The sequence below is a fragment of the Candidatus Magnetaquiglobus sp. genome, assembly GCF_058402785.1.
This window is the reverse complement of sequence record NZ_JBZVFG010000014.1, coordinates 30,731-48,288: the sequence shown is the minus strand read 5'-3', so window position 1 is coordinate 48,288 and position 17,558 is coordinate 30,731. Positions and strand designations below refer to the sequence as shown.

Annotated in this window: 13 protein-coding genes and 1 tRNA gene; 10 read left to right on the top strand and 4 right to left on the bottom strand. The window is 61.1% G+C overall.

What is annotated here, in order from left to right:
* Positions 1-291: 291 nt before the first annotated feature.
* The 10 genes from ACV4UY_RS06925 (at position 292) to ACV4UY_RS06880 (ending at position 12,919) form a co-directional block, all read left to right on the top strand.
* Entirely contained in the window at positions 292-1,458 is a 1,167-nt protein-coding gene (locus ACV4UY_RS06925; protein WP_491606885.1) for a response regulator, read from the top strand.
* Between the two features lie 173 nt (positions 1,459-1,631).
* A tRNA-Val gene (locus tag ACV4UY_RS06920) sits at positions 1,632-1,706 on the top strand.
* An 817-nt stretch (positions 1,707-2,523) separates the two neighbouring features.
* Positions 2,524-3,189, top strand: a complete 666-nt coding sequence (locus ACV4UY_RS06915) for a hypothetical protein (protein WP_491606884.1) — start codon at positions 2,524-2,526, stop codon at positions 3,187-3,189.
* Positions 3,190-3,217: 28 nt separating this feature from the next.
* Complete coding sequence (locus tag ACV4UY_RS06910) at positions 3,218-4,264, top strand: inorganic phosphate transporter (RefSeq protein WP_491606883.1); 1,047 nt, start codon at positions 3,218-3,220, stop codon at positions 4,262-4,264.
* A gap of 102 nt (positions 4,265-4,366) precedes the next feature.
* The gene (locus tag ACV4UY_RS06905; protein WP_491606882.1) at positions 4,367-4,711 is read left to right on the top strand and encodes a hypothetical protein; all 345 of its coding nucleotides are present in this window, start codon (positions 4,367-4,369) and stop codon (positions 4,709-4,711) included.
* 104 nt (positions 4,712-4,815) lie between these two features.
* Positions 4,816-7,077 carry a SulP family inorganic anion transporter gene (locus tag ACV4UY_RS06900; RefSeq protein WP_491606881.1) on the top strand — a complete coding sequence of 754 codons (2,262 nt, stop codon included), beginning with the start codon at positions 4,816-4,818 and terminating at the stop codon, positions 7,075-7,077.
* A 208-nt stretch (positions 7,078-7,285) separates the two neighbouring features.
* On the top strand, positions 7,286-7,981 hold the full coding sequence (locus ACV4UY_RS06895) for a DUF47 domain-containing protein (protein WP_491606880.1): 696 nt from the start codon (positions 7,286-7,288) through the stop codon (positions 7,979-7,981).
* A 111-nt stretch (positions 7,982-8,092) separates the two neighbouring features.
* Positions 8,093-9,136, top strand: a complete 1,044-nt coding sequence (locus tag ACV4UY_RS06890) for an inorganic phosphate transporter (protein WP_491606879.1) — start codon at positions 8,093-8,095, stop codon at positions 9,134-9,136.
* Positions 9,137-9,395: 259 nt separating this feature from the next.
* Entirely contained in the window at positions 9,396-11,483 is a 2,088-nt protein-coding gene (locus ACV4UY_RS06885) for a sensor histidine kinase (protein ID WP_491606878.1), read from the top strand.
* Positions 11,480-12,919, top strand: a complete 1,440-nt coding sequence (locus ACV4UY_RS06880; RefSeq protein ID WP_491606877.1) for a sigma-54-dependent transcriptional regulator — start codon at positions 11,480-11,482, stop codon at positions 12,917-12,919. Before ACV4UY_RS06885 ends, ACV4UY_RS06880 begins: the two co-directional genes overlap by 4 nt.
* A 76-nt stretch (positions 12,920-12,995) precedes the next feature.
* Here the strand turns inward: ACV4UY_RS06880 and ACV4UY_RS06875 are convergent, their stop codons facing one another.
* The 4 genes from ACV4UY_RS06875 to ACV4UY_RS06860 all read right to left on the bottom strand — a co-directional run bounded on the left by ACV4UY_RS06875 (position 12,996) and on the right by ACV4UY_RS06860 (position 17,349).
* Complete coding sequence (locus ACV4UY_RS06875; protein ID WP_491606876.1) at positions 12,996-13,754, bottom strand: competence/damage-inducible protein A; 759 nt, start codon at positions 13,752-13,754, stop codon at positions 12,996-12,998.
* Positions 13,755-13,878: 124 nt separating this feature from the next.
* Positions 13,879-15,813, bottom strand: a complete 1,935-nt coding sequence (locus tag ACV4UY_RS06870) for a polysaccharide biosynthesis protein (RefSeq protein ID WP_491606875.1) — start codon at positions 15,811-15,813, stop codon at positions 13,879-13,881.
* A gap of 10 nt (positions 15,814-15,823) precedes the next feature.
* Entirely contained in the window at positions 15,824-16,384 is a 561-nt protein-coding gene (locus ACV4UY_RS06865; protein WP_491606874.1) for a sugar transferase, read from the bottom strand.
* Positions 16,381-17,349: a UDP-glucose 4-epimerase family protein gene (locus ACV4UY_RS06860; RefSeq protein ID WP_491606873.1), complete on the bottom strand. Its 969-nt coding sequence runs from the start codon at positions 17,347-17,349 to the stop codon at positions 16,381-16,383. The genes ACV4UY_RS06865 and ACV4UY_RS06860 overlap by 4 nt, the downstream gene beginning before the upstream one ends.
* Positions 17,350-17,558 lie beyond the last annotated feature (209 nt).

Genomic DNA, 17,558 nt, shown 5'->3' with positions numbered 1-17,558 from the left:
GAGACAGGCCACCTCCCAGGCGATTGGCGCGGACGAAAACCGATGCAGGTCTTTGCACTTCCACCTGGAGTGGTTTAGGCTCTTGTCACGATCACTCGGGAAATCACCCCAGACACGCCTCCCGGAGACGCCTGGTTTGCCAACCCGCCCTCCGGGTGGACATCCCAGGCGGGCAGAGATTGACAAATCGTATCGAAATAGCTACAATCATTGTGGTTTTTGCATGTTTCCCTGAAACCGGACCATCTGCGCGCACCGGATCGCCAGCCTGAACGAGGATCTCCTGGTACGATGAACGCCGAATCTCAATTGCTGGAACGGGCCACGGTACTGGTGGTGGACGACACCCCGGACAACCTTTCCTTGATGAGCGGCCTGTTGAAGGACCATTACAAGGTCAAGGTGGCCAACAGCGGGGAACGGGCCCTGCGGATCGCCAAGTCGGAGAACCCGCCGGATCTGATCCTTCTGGACATCATGATGCCCGGCATGGATGGCTACGAGGTGTGCCGGCAGTTGAAGGAGGATCCGACCACCCGCGACATTCCGGTGATCTTTCTGACCGCCAAGGCCGAGGTCGAAGACGAGCGCAAGGGGTTGGAACTCGGTGCGGTGGACTATCTGACCAAGCCGGTCAGTCCCCCGATCGTCATGGTACGGGTGAGGAACCATCTGGCGCTCAAGGCGTCGGCGGACTTTCTGCGCAATCAGAACGACTTTCTCGAGCAGGAGGTGGTCAAGCGGACCCGCGAGGTGACGGCGATTCAGGATGTGACCATCCTGGCCATGGCCTCCCTGGCGGAAACCCGCGATTCGGATACCGGCAATCACATCCGTCGCACCCAATATTACGTCAAGGCCCTGGCCGAACATCTGCGCGATCATCCACGCTTCGCGTCGATCCTGAACGACAACTCCATCAAGCTGCTGTTCAAATCCGCCCCCCTGCACGACATCGGCAAGGTGGGCATTCCGGATCGCATTCTTCTCAAGCCGGGTCGTTTCACGCCGGACGAGTTCGAGATCATGAAGTCCCATACCACCCTGGGTCGCGACGCCATCGAACACGCCGAGCAGCAGTTGGGGATGAGCGTGGAGTTTCTCTCCATGGCCAAGGAGATCGCCTATGGTCATCAGGAGAAATGGGACGGCTCCGGTTATCCGCGCGGTCTGGCCGGGGATGCCATCCCCTGGTCGGCGCGCCTGATGGCGATCGCGGATGTCTACGATGCGTTGATCAGCCGTCGGGTCTACAAGGAAGGGATGCCGCACGAAAAGGCGGTGGGGATCATGATCGAGGGGCGCGGCACCCATTTCGACCCGGATGCCCTGGATGCGTTCCTGGCATTGCAGGACCAGTTTCGTTCCATCGCGGCCACGTATGCCGACTCCGATTCGGACATGGCGCACAAGAAGGCGCAACTGGATCGGCTCACCACCCCCTCGGGAACAGGCTGACCCCATCCCTTCGGCGTTCCAGGAACCGGATCGCCAGGCCAACCCGACCGTCCGGGCTCGCATGGAAGCCACAAAATTACCATTGACAAGCATACCCGAACCCGCCTATCATTCGGGTTCTGCACGGATGGAGACGAGTCGGCATTCTCTCGACCCCCCTCCCAACCGCATGCGGGCGGCTAGCTCAGCGGGAGAGCACTGCCTTCACACGGCAGGGGTCACAGGTTCAATCCCTGTGCCGCCCACCAATCAAATCAAGCACTTAGGGCCACTCACAAGGTGGCCCTTTTTGTTCCAGCATGCAAACAGCAAGCATCGAAAAAAAATCGCCCTCCTGAATCACCCCCGTTGTATCGCGCCAGATGGATTTAAAAATCTGTAACGCGCCAAGCAAAATGAGAATTGCCGCCAAGCAAAATGAGAATGTATTTTTTGGTTGAAGAAACTTTAAAACAACCAAGATTGCACTCTATTTGAACCCCGTAATCGCCATATCTGACACATCACCCCATGCATCCAGAATACTCTCACCGATCAGTCGCACGAGCTGCGTGCATCGCGCCAGATGGATTTAGGAAACAGTAAAATTGTTTTTATGGTGGTAAAATACGTCATAAGAATTAAAAACACCAAAAATCAAGCATCCCTTGCGTCGTACTCCCACAACCAGACGTGCTTGTTTCGTCCAGAGCGCCCGGAGCGGGTATCACGCCCGGAATGGGAATAGCCAACCCGCCGCCACCCGTCGAACCGGGGACGGGACAAGGCTTGATCAACACCGACAAGCGCACCCGTTCCCCTGTCAAGACATTCAATTCAGCACAGGGATTTTCATATTAACAAACAACACGTTAACCATTTCAATCCAGTTCTCCAGAAAAAAATCTTGCACCCGTGTTTCCCGGAAATCCGCGCACAGATACATTCCATGTATTTGAAATTAAATAATTATTCTAAAATAAGCCGCGTGGCACGATTCATGGAAAGTCATTTGGCATGCAGTGTCGCTCCCCACCGGGGGCCTCTCCAGATCATTTCGGCGCATCTCATTCGGATCGGATTGCCATGCCAGCCACGTCTCACGCCCTCTTTGGACGCATCAAGGCCCTCGAGAACCGCCTTGACGAGTTTCTCGACATGTTGTCCGAGTCCAACATCCATTTTCGCGCCGGCATCACCTACTTTCTGGAGGCCGGCGGCAATCATGCCGCCGTGTTCCAACAAAAGGTCAAGGAGATCGGCGGCATTCAATCCAGGGCGGAAAATCTCAAACGCCACATCGAGGCGGAACTCCAGGAGTGGATCCTGATCCCGGACCTGCGCGCCGACATGGTGGGCCTGCTCCATGCGCAAGGCAACCTGATCCAGCAATTCGGCGAACATCTCCAGCACTTTGCCATCGAGAATCCGGGTTTCGCCCTGGAACTCCACAAGGATATCAAACTGCTCGGAGAACAGGTCGCCCTGAGCGTCGAATCCTGCGTCATGGCCGCCCGTTCGTTGTTCCGCGATCCAGGCTCCGAGCGCGATCACATCCACATGGCCAAACTCCACCACGAAGAGGCCCACAAGATCGCCATGCGCCTGAAATCCACCATCTTCAACGCGGATCGGGGACTCGAGCAGAAAATGCATCAACGGACCTTCATCGACCGGATCTGGCATCTGGCCCTGTTGGGCGAACAGGTGTGCGACGCCCTGGCCGTGCATGCCATCAAACGGGCGGCCTGAGCAAAACGACGGGCCGACGGAGGCTTCCATGGATACGCCGTTCTTTCTGTTTCTCATCGGAGGGATGCCGCTCGGCTGGTTGCTGGGCGGACGCGAATCCACCCATGCGTGCGGCGCCATCCAGATCAACCGCGTCCTCCCTTACCGTCATGCGGCACTCGCCTGCGCACTGTTCGTGCTCCTCGGCGCCACCTTGAACGGAGCCGGCGTCGGTCGCACACTGGCCATGTCCGGCCCACTGCACGCCTCCTGCACGGCCATGATCGCCACAGGGATCACGGTGATGCTCCACTCCCTGGCCTGGATCCAGGGCCATCGGCTCCCGGTCGTCCAAACCCTGGTGGGCGCGCTGATCGGCTGTCTGCTCCACGACGCACTCCCGAGCCAACCGATCCGCTTCGCGCCGATCCTGGCGGGCTGGCTGGTCGCGCCGCTCGTGGCCGCACTGCTGGGTCGCGGTCTCTACCAAACCGGTTTGTCCTGGCTGGCGCGCCGTCGGATCCATCTGCTCACCCGCGACGCCCTGACCCGTCAGGCGCTCCTGCTGGCATCCCTGTTCACCGCCTATGCCCTGGGCGCCAACAACCTGGCCGCGATCACCGGTCCCTTCCTGGCGGTCCACTCCACGACCTGGAGCACCCCCTTCGACACCCTGGGACTCGGGATTCAGGCTCTGCCCCTGCTCGGAGGGATCGCCATGGCCGCGGGTCTGATCCACGCCCGCGCCGATCGCGACGCGCCACCGGTGGCTCCCATGCCCCTCTCACCGCTCGGCATGGCGGTCGCCACCTTTTCATCCGGGCTCACCCTGCTGCTCTTCGCCTCGGAATCCCTGGCATCCCTGCTCGCGGCCACCGGACTGCCGGCCATTTCCCTGGTGCCGCTCTCGCTCGACCAGACCATGGCCGGGGCCGTGGCCGGCATCACCTCGATCCACGGTCTCCGTTTCATCGACTGGCGTTTCTGGTTGCGCACCGCCGCGGGCATGCTGCTGGTCCCGCTGTTCGCGGCCTGCGTCACCTTTGTCGTGATGTTTCTGGTTACCCATGTTCTCAACCTGTGCAGGCCGCTTTAACCCGTTTTTCCACGCGCCGGAGACACTCCGAAGCGCGAACCGTGGCCCGAGGCCATTCCGACCCGGGTTTGTGACTCAATAAAACGAAAGAAGGAGATCACCATGAAATTCACCCCGATCATCGACCTGTTCCTTGACCAGCAGGATGAACTGTTCACCAACGCGGTGCGCAGCTTCGAACGTCAGGACTACGCACAGGCCTTCACCGCCTTCGAAAGCCTCGCCCGCCAGGATGACCCCCAGGCCCAGATCAACCTGGCAATCATGCTGCGCGACGGTCTGGGACGCGCCGCCGATCCGATCGGCGCGCTGGCCTGGCTGGAACGGGCCTCCTCCCAGGGTGACGAAATCGCCCGTGTCGAGCACAACCTGCTCAAACAGCGCCTCACCTCCGAACAGGTCGCCAGCGCCTCGCTGCGCGCCACCGAGTTGATGGCCGCCGCCTGAGCGTCCGCCGGGGTCGTTCGAACGGACGACCCCGGCTCCTGATTCCGAGCTTATTTTTCGCCATTCACGTCTGTTTTTCAGGACATCACGCATAGATCGAAACCATGAATACACAAATCATGACCGAAAAAATGCAAACCTCCCTGCTGCCTCTCATCCACAACCCCCTCACCCGTTTCAAAGGGTGGCAGATCCCCGGCGATGTCTGGGGAGGGGTGACCGCCATGATGGTCGCGCTGCCTTCGGCGGTGGCCTTCGGCGTGACCATCTTCGGGGTGATCGGACCGGATTTCATCCCCTTCGGCGCCCTGGCCGGCATCATCGGCACCTTCGCCCTGGGGATCGTCGCCTCGACCCTGGGCGGCACCGACCGCCTCATCACCGCGCCATGCGCACCGGCTGCCGCCCTGTTGTCGGCGTTCGCCCTGGGTCTGGTGCAACAGGATACCGCCCCACTTACCGTGGTGCTCATGGTGACCGTGATGTCGATCCTCACCGGAGCGTTCCAGGTGATGATCGGCATGCTCAAGGTAGGCAATCTGATCAAATACATTCCGTATACCGTGGTCAGCGGTTACCTCACCGGCGTCGGGATCACCATCATCGGCAGTCAGATTCCGAAATTCTTCGGCGTCTCCTCCGGACTCTCCTGGTGGAAAACCATCCTCACCCCGGCCAGTTGGGATCATCGCGCCCTGGCGGTGGGAGCCACCACGGCCCTGGTGATGGCCTTCGGCCCGAAGCTGACCAAGGCGATACCCGGTACCATCATGGGCATTCTGGCCGGTTTGCTGGTCTATTTCGGTGCCGCGGCCTTTGATTCGAACCTGTTGGTGCTGGAAAACAACAAACTGGTGATCGGCTCCCTGGGATCGGTCGGCGGAGGGTTTCTCGACTCGATCATGAACCGCTGGAGCGAGATCGGTGACTTGCGTCTGAGCGAACTGGCCAAGCTGTTCGGCAGCGCCCTCACCCTGGCCGCCCTGCTCTCCATCGACACCTTGAAAACCTGCGTGGTGCTCGATCAGATGACCCGCAGCCGCCACGACTCCAACCGGGAACTGGTCGCCCAGGGGGTGGCCAACATGTTCTCCTCGGCGGTGGGCGGCGTGGCCGGAGCCGGACAGATGGGCTCCACCCTGGTCAACATGGTGAGCGGCGCGCAAACCCGCATCTCCGGCATCGTCGAGGGGATCGCGGCACTGGTCGCGGCTCTGCTGCTCAACTCCTTCATCTCCTGGATCCCGGTGGCCTCGCTGGCGGGCATCCTGATCGTGGTCGGCGTGCGCATGATCGACAAGGAGCCGCTGCTGTTCCTCAAGGCCAAGGATACGGTCTTCGATTTCGCGGTGGTGGCCGCCGTGGTGATCGTGGCGTTGACCGTCAGTCTGATCGCCGCCTCGGCGGTTGGGGTGCTGTTGTCGATCCTGCTGTTCGTGCGCGAACAGGTGGGTGGCGCCGTGGTGCGCAACCGCTACTCGATCCACGAATTCCCCTCGCGCCGCGTCCGCTCCGAGGAGGAGACCATGGTGCTCGACCAAACCGGCGAACGGGCGGTGGTCTACGAACTCCAAGGAAGCCTCTTCTTCGGCACCACCTATCAGTTCTACTCCACCCTGGAACCGGATCTGAAGAAGGCCGATTATCTGATCCTGGACCTCCGGCGCGTCACCTCCATGGATGTCACCGCAGCCCATACCCTGCACGTCATCCAGGAGAGCCTGCGCGAACGCAATGCCACCCTGATCTTCAGCGATGTGCGTTCCGCCCTGCCCAACGGCAAGAACCTGCGCGAATTCCTCGACCAGACCGGCATCACCACCGATCCGAACGCGCTGATCTTCTCCGGCGTCGAATCGGCCATCGAATGGGTCGAGAATGCCATTCTGGCCACCGACGGCCATAGCGGCAATGGCGATCAATCCCCTCTGTCCCTTGGCGAGATCGAAGTCTTCAAGAGTCACGCCGACGATACCCTCGAAGATCTGCGCGCCTGCATCACCGAACGCACGGTCAAGGCCGGGGGGCTGATCTACAAGTTCGGACAGGCGGGCAACGAGATCTATTTCGTGCGCAAGGGGTGCGTGAACGTGCAGTCCTATCTGAGCGACAACCGGTTGCATCACCTCTCCACGATCGGACGGGGCGATTTCTTCGGCGGTTTGTCGTTCCTGGATGGCAAGCCGCGCGGCAACGAGGCCTTGGTGGTCGAAGACGTGGAACTTTACGTGTTGTCACGGGAGAATTTCATGATGCTGGCCGAGCGGCACAAGCGGTTGGCGATCAACATTCTCACCGCGCTCACCCGCACCCTGACCGTGCGGCTGCGCAACGCGGACAACAAATTGCGCATGCTCTACGACTGATCTCCGGTCCCGAGGGTCATGGGACCCGCCCCGGCGGCGGCTGCCGCCGCCGGGGCGGGTTTCGGGATGTGAGACAAGCCTGGAAACGTGTGCGAGGGCGCGCGCCTTTTTGCACGGTATCGGGCCTGAATGATACTTTTTGTCATAAACAATCAACCGTTAACATCAAATCACCCCCACAATCATCACAAACCAAGGAGACATCACCATGGGCGGATCCAGCACCACTTTTTCCAAACTCACCAACCGCGTCTTTCCCCGCATGCCGAACTTCTACGGCCTGATTTTAGAGCAGTGCGAACTGGCCAACCAGACCGCAGCCCTGCTGGAGGATTATGTACAAACCGGCAACAAATCCCGTGCCGACATGATCCTGAAACTCGAACAGGATGCCGATGCCCTGCGCCGTCGCAACCTGGATGTCTTGAAGAACGCCTTTGCCACCCCGATGGATCGCGAGGACATCTACCGCGCCTACATGACCGTGGACTGCGTGATCAGCCATGCCCACAACATCGTCTCCGAGATGGATACGCTGGGCATCAAGACCGATCCGTTCATCACCGAAATGATCGCCACCCTGCGCAACTCGGTTGAGACCCTGAGTGCCGGCTACAAGAAGCTCGCCACCGCCCCGGCAGACTCCGACAAAGATGCCGAGTTGATCAGAAAGGCCAAGAAGAAGATCGAGAAAAGCTTCCGCGCCGCCCTCGCCAAACTCTTCGAGGGGGACAAATACGTGCAGATGATGAAAGAGAAGCAGGATGGCGCCGAGGCCATGGCCATGATGTATGTGATGGACATCTTCAAGCGTCGCGAGGTCTATCGTCACATTTTCGATGCGGCCATCGACATGGGAGATGCGGGCGAGGTGCTGCATGACATCGTGGTCCAGGTCGCCTGACATTTCACGGCGAGACCTGAGCCTCGTGCCGCGCCAGGGCTTTGAGGCCCGGCCAGGCTGACCATTCTAAGTATCGAAGCGCATCCAACCAGGGAACCAACCCGGAGTCACATGGACACCAGTCTCATTCACAATCTGATGTGGACGACCATCATCGTGGTCCTCATCTTCGACTACACCAACGGCTTTCACGATGCCTCCAACATCGTCGGCAGCATCATCGCATCGCGTGCCATGACACCGATCCAGTCGGTGATCGTGGTGGCGGTCTTCGAGATGCTCGGGCCCTTTCTGGCCGGCACCGCCGTGGCCAACACCATCGGCAAATTCATCACCCTGAACGATCTGCCTCCCAACATCTCGATCGTCGTGCTGCTGTGGGGACTGTTCGGGGCGATCTTCTGGAACCTTCTGACCTGGTGGGTGGGGTTGCCCTCCTCCTCCTCCCATGCTTTGGTGGGCGGTCTGGCCGGCGCGGTGATCGTGGCTGCCGGAACCGATCATGTGCTCTGGGGTTTCACGGAACTGGCCGAGCATGGCAAGTTCACCGGGGTCACCAAGGTGTTTCTGTCGTTGATCCTCTCTCCGATCCTCGGGTTCGTGATTGGATATATCTTCAACAACATCATTGGTTTCATCCTGATCCCGTTCACCCCAAGGGCCAACACCTGGCTCAAGCGCTTCCAGTATGTCAGCGCGGCCAGTCTGGCCTTCTCCCACGGCTCCAACGACGCCCAGAAGAGCATGGGCATTATCACCCTCTGCCTGGTTCTGGGCGGTTCCCTGCCCACATTCGAGGTGCCCAACTGGGTGATTCTCGCCTGCGCCCTCTGCATCACCATGGGCATCATGTCCGGCGGCTGGCGCATCGTGCGCACCATCGGCTTCGGCATCTACAAGGTGCGTCCGCAACACGCCTTCGCCGCGCAACTCACCGCCGGCTCGCTGATCTTCGGCGCCGCCCTGTGGGGCGCGCCGGTCTCCACCACCCACATCGCCAGCTCCGCGATCATGGGCGTGGGCACCTCGGAAAAACCCAAGGCAGTCCGTTGGGCCAAGGCCTCCGAGATCGTCAGCACCTGGGTGATCACCATTCCGGGCTCCGGCGCGGTTTCGGCCCTCACCTACTGGATCTTCGCCACCATCGCCTATTGATCCGGACCGTCGTTCGACAAAGTGGGCGGAGGCGCCGGCGCGCGCCCCGCCCACCCCGCACCAACCCATGGAAGATATTGACATTCGATAGGCCAGGCCCTACTCTTGTCTCTCGCCGGCGATGCCGCCACGATATCCCAGTCTCCAGCTCCGACCCATACCGTTTTCCGATCGCCGGGCCATCCCGATCCAAAGCCCGATCCGCCCCCCGAATCATCACGCCAGTCAAATGGACCGCGCACCGCGTGTCATGTCAACCATGAATCTCTTCAAACGGATCACCCATCATCGGATTGTGTTCGGAATCGCCGTTCTCGGCACCGCGCTCTCCCTTCTGGCCTTCGACACCCTTCGAACGCAACTCGACCACCACTCGCGACTGGAGTTCCAATGGCTCTCCCACGACCGGGCCCAGGCCGTGCAGCGCGGACTGGAGGAGGCGATTCAGGCCGTGGAACTTCTGGGCAAGCTGATGAAGGTCCACGAACACGCACCCACTGAATTTCCCGGACTGGTCAAACCCTTCTCCGAACAACAACGGGCGCTGCACGATCTGGTCTGGATCCTCCCCCAAGACCACCAGATCCCCATGCCCCGCGACCACTGCGGCACTTCGCCGTTTCCCACCGGACACGACTTCCGTGCCGACGAACGGATCCGTTCCCTCATGGTCAGCGCGGTCGAACGGCGCCGCACGGTGGCGACCACCATCGATCACGCCTTTCCGGATCACGACAACGAGATCGGCGGGGCCCTGCTGGTTCTGGTGCCCATCGCAGGCGGCGATCCGTCCGCATCGAACCAACAACTCGGGGATCTCCATTTTCTGCTGGGCGTTTTCGATCTGGAGTTCATCGTCCAACACGCGATTCGTCTGCTGGAGCCGCGTGGGGTGCAGATCCTGATCCTGGAGACCGACGACCAGGGACGGAAACGTTTCATCGAGTCCTATTTCAGCCGTCTGGATACCAGACCGCATGATCCGGTGGGCGATTACAACTGGCAGGCATGGCTGACCCGTCAACCGCATCTGCTCAAGCAGGAGATCGTGGTCGCGGACCGACGCTGGACCATCATCACCACCCCGGCCAGCCGCCTGTTGAGCGGCGAGGAGTTCCCGCGAACGCCCTGGTTGATGCTGGCCGTCGGTCTGATCATCACCACGATCCTGGTGGTCTTTCTGCTCCATGTCGAAAGCAATCTGGAGGAGAAAAACCGGCTGAACCTGGAACTCAGACAATCGATCCAGAAGCTCAAGATTCTGTTCAATCAATCCCCGGACACCATCATGAGCGTGGACCGGCACGGCACGGTGCTGCTCTCGAACCAACCCGATCTGCGCCACATGGAGGAACTGTTCTCCCCGGAACAAACCGAACCGCGCGACTGGCATGCCCAGGCGCTGCGCAAGGTCCACGCCACCGGAGAGATGGATCACTTTCAGTATCCCTGTTCCGACACCCAGTGGCGGGAGGTCCGTTTCGTGCCGATCCGCGTGGATGGGGTAATCGCGGAGGTGATGATTCTAAGCTCCGACATCACCGAAAAGCATGCCCAGGAGGAGCAAGCCCTGCGCCACGCCCGTCTGGCCTCGCTGGGCATTCTCGCCGCCGGCATGGCCCACGAGATCAACAATCCCAACAACACCATCCAGTTCAACATCGCCACCCTGATCCGCGCCTGGCCGGACATGGCGGCGGTGTTGCGTCAATATCGTCTCGAACACGGCGATTTCGCCGTGGGAGGCGTGCCGGTCGATCAGGCAAGCGAGATGCTGCCGCGACTCATGGAGAGCATCCTGGGCAATGCCAAACGGATCACCGGCATCGTCCAAAACTTGAAACACATGGCCAAGCCCATTCCCGAGGGCCGGCTGTTCAAGGTGGAACTCCACAAGGTGATCCGCAACGTGCTGTCGATCATGCAACACCCCATCCGCAAGCACACCGACCACTTCAGCGTCGAACTTCCGGATGATCTTCCTGATCTACAGGGAAATCCACTGAAGCTGGAGCAGGTGTTCATCAATCTGGTTCTCAACGCCCTTGAGTCCCTTCCCAACCGGTCGGCACGGGTCACACTTGACGGCCAGGTGTCCGAGGACCGACAATGGATCACCATTCGGGTGACGGATGAGGGAAGCGGCATGACGGAAGAGACGCTCGCGAACATGTTCACGCCGTTTTTCACCACCAAGGGGGAACAGGGAGGACTCGGCATGGGGCTGGCCATCGTCTGGGAGATCGTGCAACGCCACAAGGGGACGATCGAAACAACCTCCCGGCCTGGCCAGGGCACCACCATTCAGGTGACGCTGCCGGTCAACCACGCACGGCTGGGATCATGATGAATCCACTCCAGACGCAAACCACACAACCGCCGCTGGTGCTGTTCGTGGACGACGAGGCCGACGAACTGCTCGCGACGCGCTATCTGCTCGAGGCCCACGGCATCGCGCCGGTGGCCACGCTCGAAGATCCGCGGGAGGCCCTGGCATTCGTCGCCGCCACCCCTCCGGCCATGATCATCATCGATCTGATCATGCCCCACCTGCCGGGTCAGCAACTGCTCACCCGTCTGGTGCGCGAGCACCCGTCGGTGCCGGTGGTGGTGATGACCGCCTCCCAGGATGTCGAAACCGCCATCGTCTGCATGAAGGAAGGGGCCTTCGACTACCTGATCAAGCCGGTCGAGGAGAGCCGGCTGGTCTCCTCGGTGCGCCACGCCCTGGAGGTGTGCGCCCTGCGGCGTCACATCGGCGTGCTGCGTCACACCCTGCTCAACCAGAAACTCAAACATCCCGAGGCGTTCGCCGGAATTCTCACCCGGCATGGCAAGATGATCTCGGTGTTCCAATACATCGAGGCGATCGCCGAGTCGCCGGAGCCGGCCCTGATCACCGGGGAGACCGGCGTGGGCAAGGAGATGATCGCCGAGGCGATCCACCGCCTGAGCCGACGCGCCGGACGTCTGGTGACCGTGAACGTGGCGGGGCTGGACGACACCCTTTTTTCCGATACCCTGTTCGGTCACATGAAAGGGGCCTTCTCGGGGGCGGAGAAGGATCGCGAGGGGTTGATCACCCAGTCCGCGGAGGGGACGCTGTTTCTCGACGAAATCGGCGACCTGACCCCGGCCTCGCAGGTGAAGCTGCTGAGATTGTTGCAGGATGGCACCTACTATCCCCTGGGTTCGGACATTCCCAAATTGAGCCGCGCGCGCATCGTGGCAGCCACGAACCGCAACCTGCAACAACTGATGACCAAGGGGAGTTTCCGGCAGGATCTCTTCTTCCGACTTTCGAGCCACCCCCTCGAAATTCCGCCACTGCGCAAGCGCGCCGATGATCTGCCGTTGTTGATCGATTTCTTTCTCCAGGAGGCCAGCGCGGCCATGGACAAACCGGGGCTGCGCGTGCCGGAGGAGTTGTACACGCTGTTGTCGGTCTATCATTTCCCTGGAAACGTTCGCGAGTTGCGCGCCTTGATCTTCAATGCCGTGGCCAAGCATCGGTTTGGCGCGATCCTCTCCATGGAGAGTTTCAAGGAGGTGATCCTGGCCACGCAACGCACGCCGCGCGAGAACCTGGACGAGGGGGATGGCGAGGGCGAGAGCTGCCTGGAGATACCGGGCAGGTTCCCGACATTGAAGGACGCGGAGGATTTTCTGATTCAGGAGGCCATGCGTCGGGGCGGGAACAATCAGGGCATCGCGGCCACGCTGCTCGGCATCAGTCGCCAAACCCTCAACTACCGCCTCTCCACCCGCCGCCGCGAGTCATGACGCAACGCTCCACCGCCACACGTCATGACGCAACGCCGCCGGAGTCGGGAGTCGGGATCGACCACGCATCCCTCCTTCAACCGTCCGGGCAGATCCTCCACACCATTCCCGCGCGGGTCAGTTCGGCGCACAGAGCCTCGAAAGCACGTTCCACGCTGACGCCACGTCCCCGTGCCGACAGCAGGATGTGCGCATCCGACCCCAATCTGGGGAGGCTGGCAAGGCGTACGTGCGGAAAACGCTCCACCACGCGCCGCATGGGCAACACAACCAGACTTTCGGCCACCCCCTCGATCCGCAGACAGCGCAGGATCTCTGACGGACGGCAGGGCGGAAAATGGTGTTCGAGCACCCATTCGAGCATCGGCCACGCCAGTTCCGGAAAACCCGGCAGCGCGAAGTGACCCCGAAAATGAAAGCCCGGAATCCGATTGACCGGATTCGGCACCATGGTACTGCCTTGAGGCCAATCGGCCATCAGAACCCGGATCGGCCAGGCTTGCGCACCAAAGCGGGATTCGATCTCCCGCACCGCATCGGGATGGCGATCCAACGCCACACCTGCGGCCCGCGCCAGAGACTGACGGGTACGATCGTCCGGTGTGCTGCCGATGCCGCCGAAACAGAGAACCGGTCTTCCCTCGGCCAGGGTCTGGGTGAACTGCCCGATCAACGCTTCCGCGTCATCGCCGACGAACCGCGCCCAGGCCAGGGTCAAACCGCGCTCCCGCAAACGACCAATGACGTGAGGCAGATGCGCATCCGCACGCCGACCAGAAAGAATCTCGTCCCCGATCACCATCAGGCCCGGACAATACGCCGTCTCCTCGTCCATCCCTCCCATCTCCCCTGTTCGGAAGATCCGCATTCTCCGGACCACCTCGCCGCCAATCCACGCCAACGGCCTCCTGCCCAGCCTCCCTTCATCCCGAATTCTTCAATCCCCATGTCACGCCTTCTCATGATCGGGCCTGCGCCGGAGGCTCCCCGATGGCGTTCTCCTCCACCTGGATCGCACTCCCTGGCCTGTAACCCGGCACCAATTCACACAACAGGCGCTTGAGCGACGCCTCGTCCCGAGTCTCCAGCACCTTTTCCAGTCTCTCCAGTCTGGACAACAACTCGGACCAGGCCGGAAAGGGTTCGTGGGCTTTCATGATCCGCGGATGTTCGGTTCCCTGGGGATCATCGCCGATCAGAAGCTCTTCGTAGAGCTTTTCACCGGGTCTGAGACCGGTGATGCGAATCTCGATATCCCCATTCGGATTGGATGCATCCCGAACGGAAAGGCCGCTCAATTGGATCATGCGGCGCGCCAAATGCATGATCTTGACAGGTTCCCCCATATCCAGCACAAACACGTCCCCACCCGTGGCCATCGCCCCGGCCTGCATCACCAGTTGCGCCGCTTCCGGGATCGTCATGAAATACCGGATCATTTCGGGATGGGTCAAGGTCAGGGGACCGCCCGTGCGGATCTGCTGGAGAAAGCTGGGAACCACCGAGCCGGAGGATCCGAGAACATTGCCGAAACGCACGATCGAATAACAGGTGGAAGAGCCGTTGGCCGCCAGTCCCTGCAACACCATCTCCGCCAGTCGTTTGCTGGCCCCCATGACGTTGGTGGGCCGTACCGCCTTGTCGGTGCTGATCAGAACAAAAGCGCTCACCCCATATTCCGCAGCGGCACGCGCCACCGCGAGCGTTCCCCAGAGATTGTTTCGGATCCCCTCGGCGGGATTGGCCTCCACGAGGGGGACATGCTTGTAGGCCGCCGCATGATACACCGTGACCGGACGCCAATCGGCCAGAATCTCCCGCATGCGGCGCTCATCCCGTACCGAGGCGAGCAGAGGCACCAAACGCACCGTCCCTCTGACCTGTCTGGCCAGCAACTCCTGATGGATCTCATACAGGGCGAATTCGTTGAGTTCCACCAGCAGCAGCACGGCTGGAGCCGCCGAGAGAATCTGACGACACAACTCCCGTCCGATCGAGCCTCCCGCGCCGGTCACGAGAACCGTTCTCCCGGCGATGCTGCGGCCCAACAACTCCAGATCAGGAGCCATGGGTTCCCGATCCAGAAGATCTTCGATCGCCAGATCCCGCAAATCGGCAACGCCGATCGGTCCGTGCGCCCATTCGGTCACATCCGGCAGGGTACGCACCGCCACCGCAATCTCGGCAAGCCGATTCAGGATCGCGTGACGCCGGCTGCGGGAGAGTGTCGGCAGCGCCAACAGAATGGTGCGAATCCGCTTCGTGTGGATCAACTCCGGAAGGGTGGCCGGATCGAACACCGGCAGGCCGCTCAGGATCTGACCTTGCAGTTGCGTGTCGTCATCCAGAAAACCCATCACATGCATTTTCCGGCTGTTGGCGATGGCCTCCGCCAACTGACAGCCCGCGCTTCCGGCACCGTAAATCAAGACGTTGGGCTGATCGTATAATTTAAGTTTTTGTTGATACCCTCCGCTCAGCCAATAATGGGCCACGCCCCTGGTCAAACCAAGGGTCAGAAGCAGCAGAATAGGCTGAATGATACCAATGGTGCGCGGAATCCCAGGAATGCCGACAACCATGACCACCGAAACAAAGAGTACGGCATAATAGATGTTGGCGCGGAAGATGATCTTGAGTGACAGAACGCTCGAATACCGGAAAATCATTCTGTAAAGCCCTTCCGAGATGAAGATCGGCAGGGCCAGGGCGATGGAGATCAGGACCGCCCATTCCGGTTTCCACGGACCACCGGAAAAGAGCGTGACCGTCTCTCCGAGGCGCAGATAGAACGCCAGCCAAACGGTCAGCACGCACAGACCCGAATCCACGGTCAGCACGATCAACCGTTTCGCGGTGCGGGGCATGTCGAGAATCAACGAAGAGAGGGCCATGAAGGTTCCATCAATGTGCGATTCCCTCGCGTTGCAGCACTCTGGCCACGGTCAGCCACAGGATCCAGAGATCGAAGAAAAACGAGCGCCGGTGCAGATATTCCACGTCCAGTTTCACCTTGTCCGGGATGGATCGTTCATCCCGGCCATTCACCTGGGCCCAACCGGTCAGGCCAGGCACCAGACGATGCACCCCCGCCCCGGTGCGCAAGGCGATGAGGTCCTGTTGATTGTGCAGCGCCGGTCGCGGCCCCACGAAGCTCATATCGCCGCGCAGGATGCTCCAGAGTTGCGGCAGTTCATCCAGGCTGCTTTTGCGTAGCCAGGAGCCTATCGGGGTGAGCCAGATCTTCGGATCGGTGAGCAGGTGGGTTGCCACATCCGGGGTATCCACCCGCATGGTACGGAACTTCGGCATGAGAAATTCCCGATTGTCCCGACCCATCCGGCGGCTCACATGCAAGATCGGGCCCGACGAGGTGAAACGCACCGCCAGGGCTGTCAGCACCATCGGCACCAGAAGCAACAGACCGGCCAAAAGAGCCATCAGGATATCGAAAGCGCGTTTCAAGAGGCACTCCGTTGACGATACCAGTTCACGGTGGCGGTCAGCCCCTCCTGCAAGGCGTGGGATGGACGCCACTCCAGTTCGCGTCGAATGGCCGCATCGTCCACGACGAGCGACCCCAACAATCGGTTTGCCGCCTCTTCGCGGGCGAGCAACCCGCCCAACCACGCGATCCAGCCCGGGGGAACGGGCAGCAGGCGGGCCGGACGCCGGAGCGCACGGGCCAGCGAACGGATCAGCTCCGGGGTCGAAACCGGCTCGCCGTCGCTGACCAGATAGCACTTCCCTGCCGCCGCCGGATGACGCGATGCCAGCATGATGGCCTCGGCGAGGTTGCCAGAATACACCAGGCTGCGTCGATTGTGTACCGCGCCAAAGGGCAACGGCACACCCCGATCCACGGCCTGCATCAGCCGCAGGAAATTGGCCTTGACACCTGCTCCGTAAACCAGAGGCGGGCGCATCACCACCACCTCGAGGCCGCTCTCGTCAGCCAGCCTGGTCAGGGCCTGCTCCGCCAGCCATTTCGACACGGCATACCCTCCTTGCGGGGCCGGGGGATCGGACTCGTTCCAACCCGGATGGTCCGGTCTGTTCGGGGTCTCTTCGCCATGGACCTTGATGGTGCTCAAGAACACGAACCGTTTCACCCCTGCTTCGACCGCCTGTCGAGCCAAACGAAGCGTCCCGAGCGTATTGGCCGCATGGCAGGCGTCCCATGCCGCGCGCGACGCATCGTCCGCCTGATGGACTCGGGCCGCCAGATGAATCACCGTTTCCGCCCCCTTCAGGGCGTCGCGCCAGTCGGTGTCGGGACCGAGATCTCCCACGACCACGGTTTCCAGACCATCCGGAATGGCCTCGCGCCGTCGATGCACCACGCCGCGCACCCGCGCGCCGTCGGCCAGGAACCGCCGACAGAGGGCGTTGCCCATGAAACCATTGGCGCCCGTCACAAGAGTGGTCAATGTCTTACCTCCTTGGCCACGGAATCGAACACGCACGCACGGCAGCTCGAAGTCAACCCATCGGATCCGGAAGAGTCCGACCCGACACGCCTCCAGGGAAACGCACCTGGCATGCTCCGACCCGCACACGCCTTTGGTCCGACCCGCACGCCTCCAGGGAAACGATGTCGAATCCAACCCAAGAACCCCCTCGACCATCCGGTCGAGAA